This is a genomic window from Microbulbifer sp. VAAF005 (genome assembly GCF_030012985.1).
GTDB lineage: Bacteria > Pseudomonadota > Gammaproteobacteria > Pseudomonadales > Cellvibrionaceae > Microbulbifer.
In genome coordinates this window covers 530,969-545,947 of the sequence record NZ_CP120233.1, presented here as the reverse complement: position 1 = coordinate 545,947, position 14,979 = coordinate 530,969, and the positions used below count along the sequence as shown (strand labels likewise).

Here is a 14,979-nt window from a genome sequence, read left to right as displayed (position 1 = left end):
CCATGCTTCCCAGTGAGCTTTGCTGTCTCACTGAGATCCCCCTTACCGCCAATGGCAAAATTGATCGCGGTAGTTTGCAACAGTTTGCCGATGAATCCCTAGCGCAGCATCAGGCAAAACAGAATCCGCCGCAAGGCAAGTTAGAGCAGCAGGTCGCTGCCGCCTGGAGTAAATTCCTCGATGTTGCTGATATCGCCCGGGACGACAACTTCTTCGCACTCGGTGGAGACTCCCTGTTAGCAACCCGTGTTGTGCGAGATCTGCGTGAGTCTGGCTTTGAAGGTGTCACACTGTCGGAATTGTTTAGCCAGCCAAGCCTGGCCGCCTTTGCTGCGACATTAGCTCAAGACCCTGCTGAGAATCCAGAGCAGAATAACAGCGCTACCGAAATTGCTACTACGCCTTGGCAATCGGATACGTCCACTCGCCACGAGCTTTTTGAACCTACTGAGGTTCAACGGGCCTATTGGCTGGGAAGGGACCCAGAATTTGTTTTGGGTGGCATTGGTTGTCATTTTTATCGCGAATATGACGTTGTTGATCTCGATCTGGAGCGTTTGGAATCTGCGCTAAACACGATGATTACCCGCCATGAAATGCTGCGGGCTGTATTCGACAGCGAAGGTCGACAGCGCGTCCTTGCCGATGTGCCGAGATTTTCCATTGATGTTACAGACGTAGACAGCGATCCAACTTCTGCTTTTGCGCAACTGCGACAGGAGTGCGCGGAGCAGGTGTTTGAGCCAAGCCGATGGCCGCTGTTTGATGTCCGTGCAGTGCGCTGTGAGCGCAATACCCGATTGGCTATCGGGTTGGATAATTTAATTCTCGACGCTTTCAGTATTCTGCTGTTTTACCGAGAGTTAAATATCCTCTATCAGAGCCCTGAAACTGATCTACCTGCAATCGATCTATCTTTCCGCGACTATGTGCGCAATGTGTTGCCGCAAACTACCGCGGTATTTGATAGTGATCTTGAAGAAGGTCCCCTGGCTGCCGCAAAAACATTTTGGCAGCACAAATTATCAGAGCTACCCCCGCGCCCCAATTACCCATTATTCGGGAGCCGGCATCCATTGAACGGCCGCATTTCGTGCGTCATCAACAGCATATCGACAAGAGTACCTGGCAAAGCCTGGTTGCACGTGCTGCTGAACAGGGAATCACGCCTTCGAGTCTGCTTCTAACTGCATTTGCCGAAGTGCTTAGCCGCTGGAGCAGTCGCCCTGATTTGAGCCTGAACCTTACCTTATTCGACCGCCGTGAGGTTCACCCGGATATTTATCGGGTAATGGGCGACTTTACCTCTTTGACCCTGGTGGGTTACTGGCCAGAAGCCAGCGACAGTTGGTTGGCAAGAGCGCGAAAAATACAAGGGGAAGTTGGCGCGGCCCTGGAACATCGCGAAATTTCCAGTGTAAGCCTGATGCGGGAATTAGCCCGCCGGCAGAGCGACGCGGAAGCCACAATGCCCGTGGTTTTCACCAGTGCACTGGGTATTCCCGGTGGCACAGCGGCACCGGAGGATGGGCCTCTGCGGGAACCCATCTGGGCCCTGACACAAACGCCGCAAGTCTGGTTGGATCACCAGGTGGTCGAAGTCGAGGGAGGCGTTTTCTTAAATTGGGATGTGGTCGAAGCGCTTTTCCCTGAGGGGATGTGCGCGGAAATGTTCCAGGCCTATATCGGCTTACTCCAATGGGCGGGTGACGCTGAATGGGATTCCACACCGCCTGATTTATTACCCAAGGCTCAACGGGAACTGAGAACCCAGCTTGAAAAGCGTACCGCAATTGACCCAACGGATAATTTGTCGCAGCGATTTTTCCAGCGGGCAAAAGCAAATCCCGACAATATCGCCTTATATTGGGGAGACGATAATTCTCTGAGTTATGGCGTTCTGGCAGAACGTGCTTTGCGTATCGCTGCCTGGTTATTGGAAAGCCAGGTTTCACCTGCCGAGGTGGTGGCCGTTAACCTGCCGAAAGGACCCGACCAGATTGCCGCTGTTTTGGGCGTACTCGCAGCGGGAGCCACTTATTTACCTGTCGGTATCGATCAACCGCAGGCGAGGCGTGAGTCAATGTTGCGCCGTGCCGATGTAAAAGTGGTGCTCGACCAAAGTGCAATTCAACAGGCCAAACAGTTCGCTCCTATAGATGAGCCTATTGCAACAGAAGCTGAGCAACTGGCTTATATCATTTTCACTTCCGGCTCCACAGGTGAACCCAAGGGCGTCGAAATTAGTCATGGTGCCGCCTGGAATACCATTGCGGATATCAACGAACGTTTCTCTGTTGATGAAAATGATCGTGTACTGGCCATTTCAGCCCTGGATTTTGACCTCTCTGTTTACGATATTTTCGGACTGCTATCGGTCGGTGGTGCGCTGGTATTGATTGAAGAAGAGGACCGACGGGATGCCGAGCGCTGGCATCAATGGGTATGTCACTACGGCGTCACCATCTGGAATACGGTACCGGCACTACTGGACATGTTACTCACTGTCGGTGCCGGTACACCGCCTGGCAATTTGCGTTTGGTATTAAATTCCGGCGATTGGATTGGCCTGGATTTACCCCAGCGATTAAAACAAATACAGCCCGATTGCCGTTTTATCGCACTGGGGGGCGCCACGGAAGCTTCTATTTGGTCCAACAGTTTTGAAGTTATAGACGTTGACCCAAGCTGGCACTCGATCCCCTACGGGTACCCCCTGGCTAACCAGAAATTCAGGGTAATGGATGCCCAGAGGCGCGACTGCCCTGACTGGACAACGGGTGAGCTGTGGATTGGCGGTGACGGAGTCGCCATGGGCTATCGCGCGGCTCCCGAGTTGACTGAAGCGCGCTTTGTTAGGGTCGATGGTGAGCGCTGGTATCGCACAGGGGATCTTGGACGCTACTGGCCGAATGGATGCCTGGAATTTTTGGGGCGCGCCGATTGCCAGGTCAAGGTCCGTGGCCATCGCATAGAGCTGGGTGAAATCGAAACCGTATTTAATCGTCAGATGTTTGTGCAGCGCGCCCTGGTGCTGGCCACAGAAGAACAACAGCTGGTCGCTGCCGTTGTGCTCAAACCTGAATGTCCTTCAACTTTTAGTACTGATGACTTACGCGAGTATCTTCGCTGTTACCTGCCTTCCTACATGGTTCCGGATTTCATAGTGACTTTGCCGGAAATGCCCCTAAGTGCAAACGGCAAATTGGATCGGGCTTCAGTATTAAAACTCGTGAATGCGGTGGAAAAACCGCAACAGGAAAAAGCGGCTGAACTGGTGACGGATAACGAGCGTCTGGTAGCCCAGATTTGGCAAGAGCTTCTTAGCCTGCCCGTAATAAACCGCGATCAAAATTTCTTTGAATTGGGTGGCGATAGTTTATTGGCAACCCGGTTTATTGACCGCCTAAAACAGCAGCACCGTTTGCTCCTTCCCCTCAGACATTTATTTGCCTCTCCGAGACTGGCAGATGTTGCCGGTGCCCTAAGCACAATGGAACCGCCAGTGGATATTGATGCGGATATGGTGGAAGAGGGCGTGATATGAATTTGATAAGTAAATTATTTTTCAGCGATTGGACGGAGTTTTAACCCCATGACGGCTATGGAACTGATCGACGAACTACAAGGGCTTGGGGTTGAACTTTGGACCGAGTCTGAACAATTGCGTTTCCGCGCAGCCAAAGGCCTGCTGACCGAGCAGCACAAGCAAAGGTTACGGGAGCATAAGTTACAAATTATTGAAATATTAAACGCTGCTCAATCAGGCGCTGGCAATGACTCTGGTTTGGGGGTGGTGGTCGAGGCCGACACAGAAAATCGGCATGAGCCTTTCCCTTTAACCGATGTACAGACTGCCTATTTGTTGGGGCGGCAAAATGCATTTGGCTATGGTGGCGTTGCCTGTCACGGTTACCTGGAGCTGGAATATCCCGGATTAAACCCAAAAGGTTTGCAGGAAGCCTGGAACCAGCTGATTGAGCGTCACCCTATGTTGAGGGCGGTTATTGAGCAGGAGGGATATCAGCGGGTCCTCCAGGAAGTGCCGCACTACCAGATGATCAGTCAGGACCTCACCGGCATGGATGAGGAAGCCCTGGAGCTCGCCCTTAAATCGGTGAGAGATGAACTGGACCACCGTGTGTACACCATTGGTGAGTGGCCGATGTTCGAGCTGCGCCATACCCGCACGGATAAAGGACATATCGTACATTTCTCTATGGATGCACTGATCGCAGACTGGGCCAGTGCGGGCATACTGTTCAGCGAGCTTGATACTCTGCTAGCGAATCCCGGTGCCTCCCTACCTGCACTGGAAATTGATTTTCGCGATTACCTACTGGCCGAACGGAGTCTACTGGACAGCCAAGGCTACCAAAACGATCGTCGCTATTGGTTGGACCGCCTCGATCAACTGCCGGCAGCACCTGAGCTACCGGTATTGCCGCCAGCCTCAGAAGCGGAATCTGTGCGCTTTAATCGCCATCACTACCGCCTGGATATTACCCATTGGCAGAAACTGAAGCAACGAGCTGGTGCTGCTGGACTGACCGCATCAGTTGCCGTACTGGCTGCCTACGCCGCGGTATTGCAGCGTTGGAGTCGTCAGCCACGCTTCAGCCTGAGTCTTACATTATTGAATCGATTGCCCTTACACCCTCAGGTTAACCAGCTGATTGGTGATTTTACTTCGGTCAGTGTGTTGGCGATTGGTGATTCCAATGGAAAAACCTTTCGCGATTGGGCGGCAGGCATTGGCGAACAGTTGTTCAGTGATATTGATCACCGCTTGTTCTCCGGTGTGGAAGTACTGCGGGAAATGTCACGTGCGCGAGGACCCGAGGCCGCATTGATGCCGGTGGTATTTACCAGTGCTATTGGTCTGGGAGATACCGAAAAACCCGCTAGCGGTAGAAAGTCCGGCAGGGGAATTACCCAGACACCGCAAGTCACCCTGGATTGCCAGGTAAGGGACGATGCCGATGGTCTGGAAATTAACTGGGACGTGCGCCAGGGTGTTTTTCCATCGGGCCTGGTGGAGGATATGTTCGCGGTCTTTACCGGCTTATTGAATGAGCTTGCCGCTGGCGGCGACGGGCAATGGCTTAGTAAATCTCCAGTTTCTTTACCCGAGTGGCAGCAACAGGAGAGGCATCAGGTTAATCAGACCGATGGACCTGTTCCTTCAGAGTTATTGCATCAGGGCATTTTTGCCCAGGCAGCGGCGACGCCGGAAGCTATCGCCATTATTGATTGCAATGGCAGTGTGAGTTATGGCGACCTGGCAAAAAAAGCGGCGGGCATCGCCAAAGCCCTGGCTAAAGAAGGTTTCCAGCTGGGTGGCCGCGTTGCTATTGCAATGCCGAAAGGGCGAGAGCAAATAGCGGCGACCCTCGGTGTGCTTTTGGCCGGTGGTATCTATTTGCCACTGGATGCGGCACAACCGGAAATACGCCTCAATAAATTGTTGCTCAGTGCAGAGGCGGAATATGTCCTGACACTCAGTGACCTCGCCAGCCAAGTTCAGTGGCCGTCAGAAGTGCAGGTGATCAGTGTCGATAGCCTGGCTCCTGAAACTGAAATTCCGGTGGCCAGCAACGGTGACCCGGAGCAGCTCGCTTACGTTATCTATACGTCCGGTTCTACCGGCGATCCCAAAGGCGTGATGATTAATCATCGGGCCGCTTTGAATACGGTGCTGGATATTAATCGCCGTTTCGAGGTGGGCCCGGGCGATCGCATTTTGGGTTTGGCTCAACTCAGTTTTGATTTGTCGGTCTACGATATTTTCGGCCCCTTGGCAGTGGGTGCGACTTTGGTATTGACCGATCCAGCCCGTGGCGCAGACCCTTCGCACTGGGCGGAGGTCATGGATGAGCACCGGGTGACATTGTGGAACTCTGTTCCTGCGCAGTTACAAATGCTGGCTACCTATTTGGATACAGAGCCTCGTCCATTGTCTGATTGGCGATTGGCAATGCTGTCGGGAGACTGGATTCCGGTTACTTTACCGGAACATATCCGGCGCCATGTGCCAGCACTCGACCTGATCGGTATGGGTGGGGCTACAGAAGCTGCGATTTGGTCCAATTATCACCGTATTGATCGGGTCGACTCTGCTTGGACCAGTATTCCCTATGGCGTGCCGCTGACGAACCAGGGCTTCAGGGTATTGGATAGCCAATTGCGCGATGCCCCTGTGTGGGTAGCGGGTGAGCTGATGATTACTGGCCTCGGATTGGCCGATGGTTATCTCGGTGATGCGGCGCTCTCTGAACAGAAGTTCTTTTCTCATCCGGTGGATGGCCAGCGCCTTTACCGCACTGGTGACTTGGGCCGCTATTTACCCGGTGGTGAACTCGAGTTCCTGGGCCGTGAAGACGGACAGGTAAAAATTCGCGGACACCGTATTGAGCTGGGAGAAGTGGAGTCTGCATTGCTGGCCCACCCCGCAGTGTCAACAGCGGCGACGGTGATTGAAAAGAAAGAGGGAGACTCGCGAGCGGATTTAAATCTGTTGGGTTTTGTGGAAAGCCGTCGCTTAGATGATGCAGAACCGGCGACTATTGATCCCGAGCTGGTAAATTCAGTGCGTCAGTTTGCGCACTATCAGGCTGGTGAGCCAGAAGCTGTCAGTGTCGGCGATTATGTCCAGGCACTTGAAAATGCATCCCTGTTATCGATGCTTCACGGTCTGGTGGAATTAGGGGCGTTTACAAATTGTGAGCAGGGATATAGTTCAGAAGAAGTTCTCTCCTTAGCCAAAGTACATGAAAAGCATCACTGGTTAGTGCGTCGTTGGTTGGACCTTCTCGTTAACGCAAAGCTGCTCAGCTTATCCACTGCCAGCTCCAGTACTGAGGAAAAATACACGCGAACCCAAGAAATTGATGCTTCCGCTGTTGATGCTGTGTGGAAGCGAGTTGAGCAGGGGATTGAAAGCAGCTTTTGTAATCGGGAATTCCTGCAATATCACCGGGATCATATCGAGTTATTACCGCAGTTATTAGCGAATCAACAAAACCCATTTGAGTTGTTGTTCCCCCAAGGCGACCAGCAGGTGGCTTTGGCTCTCTATCGAGATGATCTTATCGCCCGCTATAACAATGCCGCCGCTGCCGCATTAATTAACCGTATTGCCGCCCAGAGCGATAGAGGGTTAAGGGTTCTTGAGCTGGGTGCGGGCACAGGGGCTACCAGCGCTTCTGTTATTCCTATGTTGGATGGATATGACGTCGATTATCTATTCACTGACATGACCGCATTTTTCCTGACTGAGGCTCGCCGCCAATTTAAAGAGTGGCCTTGGGTACGCTTTGGATTAATGGATCTCAATACCGACTATCGCGCCCAGGGTTTGGCTCCTAATAGCGCAGATGTCATTTTGTGTGCAGGTATGCTCAACAGTACCCGAGATCCAGAGGCGGCTATTGCCAGTGTTGTGGAGTTACTGGCACCCGGAGGCTGGTTAATCCTGACTGAGCCAACGGTGGATCACGCCCATATCTTACTTACCCAGGGCTTTATGATGGACCCGGCGGGTGATGATCGCGCTTGTGGTGCGACCAAGTTCCTTTCTATCGGGAAATGGCAGTCGCTGTTGAAAGCCAATGGAGCCGGACAGATTCTTTCCCTGCCTGAAGATGACCATCCTTTGTCTGCCTTCGGCATGAATCTACTGGCCGCGCAGATGAAAACTGACAGACAGGATTTGAGTGCCAGGACACTGCGGGACTTTTTAGCGAATCGGTTGCCCGCACATATGGTGCCCGCACATTTGCAAGTTCTCGATCAGCTACCGCTCACCGCCAATGGCAAGATCGATCGCAAAAAGCTGGCTGGTTGGCGTCCAGCAACGGGGGATACGCAAGAGGCTGCGAACTCAGAGCAAATGGACCCACTGGAAACTGCTCTGTGCAAACTTTGGGCGAATGCGTTGGGTCTCGATAATGTCGGCCGCCAGGATAGCTTTTTTGATCTCGGTGGTGACTCGCTGATTATGGCGCGGGTTGCAGGGCGATTGCTGGAAGAAATTCCGGAAGCGAAACCTTTCACTTACGACGCCTTGTTGCGCCACATGCTCAACGGACCAACGGTTGCTGCATTGGCCAGAGCCCTGAGAGTTGAGCCGGATGCTGTTGCCGAGGGGCAGGAAGATACTGAGAGCGACACTTTGGTTGCCACTACCCGAGAGGGCAGCAATTCCTTGATGTTCCCTTTCAGTCATATAGGCGAGGGTAAAGGGGCATCTAAAGAAGGGGCGCCGGTACGGATTATGTTCCATGCAGCCCTGGGTACCCTGGATTATTTCCAGCACTTGGGCAAAGCGCTTGCGGCTCAAGATCTGGGTCCAGTATTTGGGATTGCGGTAGCGAATACGGAAGAGTATTTGTCGATTGATGCAAAAGAATTAATCGAGCGCACCGCCGACGATTACGCCCAGCGAATAATTGACGAGGGCTACCAGCGCTGCCAGTTAATTGGTTACTGCCTGGGTGGTCTGCTGGCGACGGAAGTTTCGCGGAGATTGCTGGAGCGCGGGGTCGATGTGATTGACCTGAGCCTGATCGACAGTATCCCAATGTTTGTCGATACCGATGAAGAGCTGGCTTTCGAAGCGATTTTTGCCCCCAACCTAAATCTCGATCCGGTAAAAGCGGTATTTGGTGAGCATATCGAGAGCGAGGATATTTCCCGCGCGATCGAGACCTTAATGCAGAAACACAACGGTCGTGTTCCTGCTGGTGCGATGGCAGAACTCAATGGTGATGCTGGGCTTAAAGCGGTAGCGGAAGCCGTGCGGCAACGCTCTCAACTCACCCAGGAACAGCGCCTGGCCAGTTATACCGAAATGGCCTCTGCCCAGGCGGGTGTGCCGGTCGAAGCCGCGATGATACCGGGGCTTTTCCGGGTGTGCCGACACAGTATGCGCGCCGCCTGTTTTGACCTTCCTCCCTATATTGGCGATATGACGTATTTGCGCTGCCAGGAAGAGCAATCCTTCGGTGTCACCGCCGGCGTAGGGCATATGGCTGCGCCTTATTGGCAGGAAGTTTGTCTGGGTGATTTTGAATTAATCGATGTGCCGGGCAATCACTTTAGCGTTATGGAACCGCCGCAGGTTGCCACCGTCGTCGAGCATTTGGCAAAACCATTACAGCGCGGTAAAGCGGGTAAATAGATGGCTGAGCAAATTTTGCCAAAGTCTGACCTGCGGGAACTGATGCGTCCATTTCTTGGCCTCGTGTGGCTGGGGGTGGCGCTCGGTGCCTGTGGTGCACTCACTTCGCTGATCCCTTTTATTGGTATCGTTGAGTTGGCTCGCCTGTTCCTTGCGCCCGATATCAGTGATATTGCCGAGGCGATTATTCCCGTTGTATTCGCGATAGTTGCCGGGCTGGCGATGGGTTGGATTTGCACCGTAATTGGTTTGTGGTTAACCCATATTGCCGACCAGCGTATGCAGGCGGAACTGCGGCGGGCCCTGGTGCGGAAATTGGGGCAGGTGCCTCTGGGTTGGTACAGCGAGCACACTTCCGGTGCGGTCCGCAAGGCCGTGCAAGATGATCTCGATGATCTCCACCATATGGTTGCGCATCATCAGGTGGAGTTGGCCGCTGCGTTTGCACTGCCGCTGGCGGGCTTGGGCTACTTATTCTGGCTCGACTGGCGCTTGGCCCTGTTAGCGGTAGTTACCCTGCCAATTTACCTCGTGTCCTACGCCTGGATGATGCGTGGTTTCGGGGAAAAAATGCAGCAGCTGGATAAGGACTTTGGCCGGGTCAGTGCTGCGATTGTTGAATTTGTCCACGGCATTGCGGTGGTCAAGGTTTTCTCGCAAACCGGTCGCGCCCACAGGAATTATCAACAGGCCGTCGAGGATTTCAGTCGCCGTTATACAAGCTGGGTTACACCGCTTGTGCGTCTGGAGGCAGTCACCTCTCTGGCCCTGTCGGTGCCGGTCATTATGTTGGTGAGTCTGGCCGGAGGCGCTTGGCTGGTGGTGAATACAGGCATTCAGCCGATTGATGTTCTCGCAACAACGCTGATCGCTGTGATGATTCCCCAGACGATTCTCACCTTGAGTCAGGGGCTGACCGCCCAGCAAAAAGCCAAAGCTGCCGCAGGCAGGATCGATCAATTGTTGGAGGTTGAGCCTCTGGCTGTTACCTCTGAACCCAAAGAGCCCAAAGATGCAGGGCTGCTCTTTAAGCAGGTCAGCTTTGTCTATACCCAGGATCGGCCGGTATTAAGCGATATTACTTTGCGCTGTCACCCCGGCTCGATCACAGCTTTGGTGGGGAGCTCCGGTGCCGGGAAATCCACCTTGGCCAAACTAGTTCCCCGTTTTTATGACGTGGCCCAAGGTGCTGTGCTTCTGGGAGACGTCGATGTCCGTGATATAGATCCGGACAATTTATATCGACATGTTGGCTTTGTACTTCAAGAGGCTCAGCTATTGGCTGGCACTGTGGCAGATAACCTGCGCCTTGGGCGCCCGGATGCCAGTGACCAGGAGTTGGTAGATGCAGCGCGCAGTGCCTGCATCCATGAAAAAATTTTAAGTTTCCCCCAAGGTTACCAGGCGGTTATTGGCAAGGATGCCTTTTTTTCTGGTGGAGAAGCGCAGCGTTTAAGTATCGCGCGGACGCTTTTAGCAGATGCCCCTGTGTTGATTTTGGATGAAGCCACAGCCCATGCCGATCCGGAGTCCGAAGCTCAAATTCAGCAGGCATTATCCTGCCTGGTGCGTAATCGCACGGTACTGGTGATTGCCCATAAGCTGCACACCATCACCGGTGTTGACCAGATTGCGGTCCTGGATGGTGGCCGCTTGGTTGAATGCGGAACTCATCGACAACTATTGTCTGAGGGAAATCACTACGCGGAATTATGGCGTTTATACAACAGTGCGGAAAAGAATGAAGAGGCAATTAGTAGTGAGGCTCAGGTCATTAGCGGGGTCTCATCATGATTCGCAGTTTGCTCGCCATTCTCGGACCTGCGCATCGCCGTGAAGTTGGCATTTATGCGGTATGGCTTCTCGCCTATGGGGTTTTGCAGGGCATCGCGGTGACACTTCTGGTGCCTCTGCTCAGTGCACTGTTGGCCTCTGAGATGCAGGTGGTTGGCTTTTGGTTGATCGCTCTGTTCTCGGTTGTTGCGATCGCCTGCGTTGCCCGTTACCAGCAAACCATTAAAGGGGCTGCGCTGGCCATCCTGGTTTTGAAAACTCTGCACAATCGACTGGGTGAACACCTCTCTCAACTTCCTCTGGGTTGGTTTAACTCCGAAAAAGTGGGTCGTTTATCCCGCAGCGCAACTGGGGGAACCTTGATGGTAACCAACGTATTTGCCCATTTGTTACCTCCTGTTGTCAGCGGTGTTGTTACTCCACTGACAGTGGGGGTGGCAATGTTGTGGTTTGACTGGCGCTTGGGGCTGACCGCTTTGTTGTTCGTGCCCCTGATTTATATCGGCCACCGCTGGTCCGCCCAGTGGATAGGCGCCATGGAAACGGAAGTGGATGCTGCCGGTGCTCGCGCCAGTAGCCGGGTGGTGGAGTTTGCGCGCAACCAAGCGGTACTCAGGTCTTTTGGCAAAAATGTCAGCGGTTATCCCCCACTGGAAGAGGCGATTGCCGGGCAAAGCAGAGCGGCGGGTTCCATGTTGCGGCAGACCTTCCCCCGTTTATTTGCAGGGGGATTTATGGTGCAACTCGCCTTTGCCGCAGTGATTGCCGTGGGTATTTGGCTCACGCTCAATCAACAACTTCCCCCTATTGAATTGGTGGCTTTGCTAGCTTTGGCGGCCCGATTTACCGGTCCTCTGGCGGAACTCGCCGGACGCAGTGGTCTGCTGCGCATGGCCGGTAATGATTTACGCAGACTGGCCGCTATTCTTTTTGAGCAGCCGCTACCTCAGCCATCCAAATCTCAGCCTTTTACCGAGCAGGGTGGGTTGGTTGAATTTTCAAATGTGAATTTTAGCTACGAGTCGGGGCAACCGGTATTGAAGGATCTTTCCTTTAGGGTTTCTCCGGGTACCACTACAGCGATAGTCGGTGCATCAGGCTCGGGTAAAACCACCATCACCCGTTTGTTATTGCGTTTTTTTGATACCGACCAGGGCCAGGTAAAAGTGGGCGGGGTGGATGTGCGGCAACTGCGCACAGAAGACCTGATGCGGCAGATCTCTATCGTTATGCAGGATGTGTATCTGTTCAGCGACACCCTGGAAGCGAATATTCGCTTGAGCTGTCCCGAAGCCAGTCAGGAAGAACTGGAACGTGTGGCGAAACTGGCTGGCGTGGATGAGATTATCGAGCGTTTGCCCCAGGGATGGCAGACGCAGGTAGGTGAGGGGGCGCTGCACTTTCTGGTGGCGAACGCCAGCGGGTTTCTATCGCCCGTGCCCTATTAAAAGCTGCACCTATTGTTGTACTGGATGAAGCAACAGCAGCACTCGATCCGCGCAATGAAAAGTACCTGAACAGTTCCCTGCAGCAATTAAAACAAGGGTCCACTGTCATTGTGATCGCCCATCAATTATCCACCATTATGAACGCGGATCAAATAATCGTACTTGAAGAAGGTGCGGTGGCTGAAGTTGGCAATCACCGCAAGTTGTTATCCCAGCAGGGTCTGTATGCACATTTTTGGCAACAGCGCAGCCGTGCTACTGGCTGGCGTTTGGTTGAGTCCGATATGGAGGTAAGCCTATGACAATTGCGATTTTAGGTGGTTATGGCGATGTGGGTGCAGCGGTTACCGGTTATTTACAGTCCCTGGAAGTGGGCCCTTTGCGTATCGGTGGTCGCAATGCACATAAACAGCCGCTATCAAATAGCTCAGATATTTCCTGTCAGGTTGTGGACTATCGGGATGTAAATTCACTTGATCAGTTTGTTTCAGGCTGCAAGGTTCTGATCAATTGTGCAGGACCTTCACATTTAATTGGCGACAGGGTTGCCAAAGCTGCGGCGCAAGCGGGGGCAGCTTATATCGATGTTGCTGGCGATGAGGCTCTTTATGAGCAGCTCGACTCATCCTATTACCAGAGCCGTGGATTGATCGCAGTCTTATCTGCTGGATTACAGCCGGGGCTCAGTAGTCTGCTACCACGCTGGCTGGCAGAGCAGGAGTTTTCACAGGTAGAGAGCCTGATCAGCTATTTCGGCTTGCGCGATCGGTTTACCGATGTCGCCGCCGATGATTATTTGCAAGGCGCCAACGAACAGCACAGCAAGCCCTTGGCGGCCTGGCGTAATGGACGCCGGGTGAATGGAATGTTGAAACGCCGTTCCGATGTCGAGCTGCCCTTTTTTCCTGAATCTACCACTGTGCTTCCGTATTTAAATAGCGAGGGCGAGCGCCTGGCTCAGGATTTATCCCTCTCTGATGGTGATTGGTATAACGCGGTTAGCGGCTCTTATATTTTATCCGCCTTTAATACTGCCCATGGTTTTAGCCGCGATGAAGCGCGTGCAGCCCTGTGTCGGGCCAGTGAACTGGATCTGGCGGGGCGCGATCCTTATGTGCTGATGCTTTTGCAACTTACCGGTAAATACAACGAGCAAGAGCGCACTCGCACAGCCGCGTTGCGGGGCACTGGCAATGCAGATCTAACAGCAGCGGTAGCCGCAGTCACCACTATGGCTGTACTTCGCGATGAAATCCCACCGGGTTGTCATTACTGCGCCCAAGTATTGCCGCCGGCATTGGCGATGGAACGCATGTCGAAGATTGGGGCATTGAGTTTTTTAACCACCCTGGAAACAAGTATTGAAGATATGGTGTGCCTTGAGGAGGGAGCCATTTGAAAAACCTAACACCTCCACCCGCCGATACCGCCCATGAGGCTGGGCTGGCAGCTTTACACGCTGAGCTTGCTACAGGCAGTGGTTTGGCAAAACTGCCGGCTGCAATGCAGAGGCTTGAGTTCATCAGCCTGCGGGCGATTATGGAGTTATTTTCCTCCAGCGGAGCGCTGACTCCAGAGAGTGTTGGGCGCGGCAGTGAGGAAATTATTAATACGCTAGGTGCCGCCTGCCGACACCATTGGTTAATTCGCCGTTGGCTAGTTGCCTTGGTTGAACGAGAGTTTTTGAAGCTCAGTAATGGCAACTACTCCTGGGAGCAAATTCCTGAGAGTGCAGTCGGAGCAGATAAATTACCGGAGGCCTACGGTGCGTTGGGATTTCCCCCTGAAATGGCCGAGTCACATCAAAAGCTCCTGAGGCATTTGTCTGAATTGGTGCGGGATCAAGTCTCCATTAATCAATTGCTGTTCGAGAATGGAGAAATACTAACGGCACTGGCCGCCTACCAGAACAACTGGTTTACGACGTATCTCAATTATGCCGCAGCGTACATCGTAAAACAGGCTGTCAAGCCTGGGCCTATGCTGAGGGTGCTTGAATTGGGGGGAGGTGCAGGCCTAACCACGTCGGCAATTTTAGATGCTTTAGCCGGAAGGCCGGTTAATTATCGCTTTACCGATGTATCGCCAGTATTTACCACTGCGGCCCAGAAGAAATTCCGCAATCACATCGGTTTGCGTTGCAGCCTGCTCGATATCAATGTCGATTTTTCTGCACAGTCAATTGCGCCGGCAAGTACCGATATCGTTGTGGCTGGCAATGTTTTGCACAACGCTGCTCATATTGGCCAAACGCTACAGCGTATTCGCAGGTCGCTTGTCCCTGGTGGCTGGCTATTGTTTAGCGAATCCACTCGGGATAACCACGCCATGTTAACGGCAATGCAGTTTCTGCTTTCCCCTGCTGAATCCGGGACTCTTTTGGGCAGTGAAGATCGGCGAGGGGGCTCGGATCAGGTATTTATCGATAGCGCAGCCTGGCAGGAAGAGCTGGTTAGCGCTGGCTTTGAGATTAAGTATTTCCTGGCACCCTCGACATCGCCGCTATCAGTAGCCGGCCAAACCTTATTTGTTGCAAGGGCGGTTTAAGGGACTGTG

General features: G+C 53.2%; 8 protein-coding genes. All 8 read left to right on the top strand.

Translation table 11 applies throughout. The annotated features are described in order from the left end of the window. The first annotated feature begins 2 nt into the window (after nucleotides 1-2). Genes P0078_RS02350 through P0078_RS02315 form a run of 8 tightly spaced genes read left to right on the top strand, consistent with a single transcriptional unit; the run spans nucleotide 3 to nucleotide 14,970 of the window. The gene (locus P0078_RS02350) at nucleotides 3-1,187 is read left to right on the top strand and encodes a condensation domain-containing protein (RefSeq protein WP_353057097.1); all 1,185 of its coding nucleotides are present in this window, start codon (nucleotides 3-5) and stop codon (nucleotides 1,185-1,187) included. Then, nucleotides 1,094-3,547 carry a non-ribosomal peptide synthetase gene (locus P0078_RS02345; RefSeq protein ID WP_282932870.1) on the top strand — a complete coding sequence of 818 codons (2,454 nt, stop codon included), beginning with the start codon at nucleotides 1,094-1,096 and terminating at the stop codon, nucleotides 3,545-3,547. The genes P0078_RS02350 and P0078_RS02345 overlap by 94 nt, the downstream gene beginning before the upstream one ends. Nucleotides 3,548-3,595: 48 nt before the next feature. After that, complete coding sequence (locus tag P0078_RS02340; protein WP_282932869.1) at nucleotides 3,596-9,181, top strand: non-ribosomal peptide synthetase; 5,586 nt, start codon at nucleotides 3,596-3,598, stop codon at nucleotides 9,179-9,181. Continuing rightward, nucleotides 9,182-10,975 (top strand): ABC transporter ATP-binding protein, encoded by a 1,794-nt coding sequence (locus tag P0078_RS02335; protein ID WP_282932868.1) that lies wholly within the window; start codon nucleotides 9,182-9,184, stop codon nucleotides 10,973-10,975. After that, nucleotides 10,972-12,423, top strand: a complete 1,452-nt coding sequence (locus P0078_RS02330) for an ABC transporter ATP-binding protein (RefSeq protein ID WP_282932867.1) — start codon at nucleotides 10,972-10,974, stop codon at nucleotides 12,421-12,423. The genes P0078_RS02335 and P0078_RS02330 overlap by 4 nt, the downstream gene beginning before the upstream one ends. Next, nucleotides 12,405-12,725 (top strand): hypothetical protein, encoded by a 321-nt coding sequence (locus P0078_RS24435; RefSeq protein WP_282934685.1) that lies wholly within the window; start codon nucleotides 12,405-12,407, stop codon nucleotides 12,723-12,725. Before P0078_RS02330 ends, P0078_RS24435 begins: the two co-directional genes overlap by 19 nt. Continuing rightward, nucleotides 12,722-13,822, top strand: a complete 1,101-nt coding sequence (locus P0078_RS02320; protein ID WP_282932866.1) for a saccharopine dehydrogenase NADP-binding domain-containing protein — start codon at nucleotides 12,722-12,724, stop codon at nucleotides 13,820-13,822. The genes P0078_RS24435 and P0078_RS02320 overlap by 4 nt, the downstream gene beginning before the upstream one ends. Beyond that, nucleotides 13,819-14,970: a class I SAM-dependent methyltransferase gene (locus P0078_RS02315; RefSeq protein ID WP_282932865.1), complete on the top strand. Its 1,152-nt coding sequence runs from the start codon at nucleotides 13,819-13,821 to the stop codon at nucleotides 14,968-14,970. The genes P0078_RS02320 and P0078_RS02315 overlap by 4 nt, the downstream gene beginning before the upstream one ends. The last annotated feature ends 9 nt before the right edge of the window (nucleotides 14,971-14,979 follow it).

What these genes read in the sequence shown, in the direction of transcription:
- P0078_RS02350 (WP_353057097.1), top strand. Translation starts at nt 3, where the DNA reads ATGCTTCCCAGTGAGCTTTGCTGTCTCACTGAGATCCCCCTTACCGCC.
- P0078_RS02340 (WP_282932869.1), top strand. Translation starts at nt 3,596, where the DNA reads ATGACGGCTATGGAACTGATCGACGAACTACAAGGGCTTGGGGTTGAA.
- P0078_RS02335 (WP_282932868.1), top strand. Translation starts at nt 9,182, where the DNA reads ATGGCTGAGCAAATTTTGCCAAAGTCTGACCTGCGGGAACTGATGCGT.
- P0078_RS02330 (WP_282932867.1), top strand. Translation starts at nt 10,972, where the DNA reads ATGATTCGCAGTTTGCTCGCCATTCTCGGACCTGCGCATCGCCGTGAA.
- P0078_RS02320 (WP_282932866.1), top strand. Translation starts at nt 12,722, where the DNA reads ATGACAATTGCGATTTTAGGTGGTTATGGCGATGTGGGTGCAGCGGTT.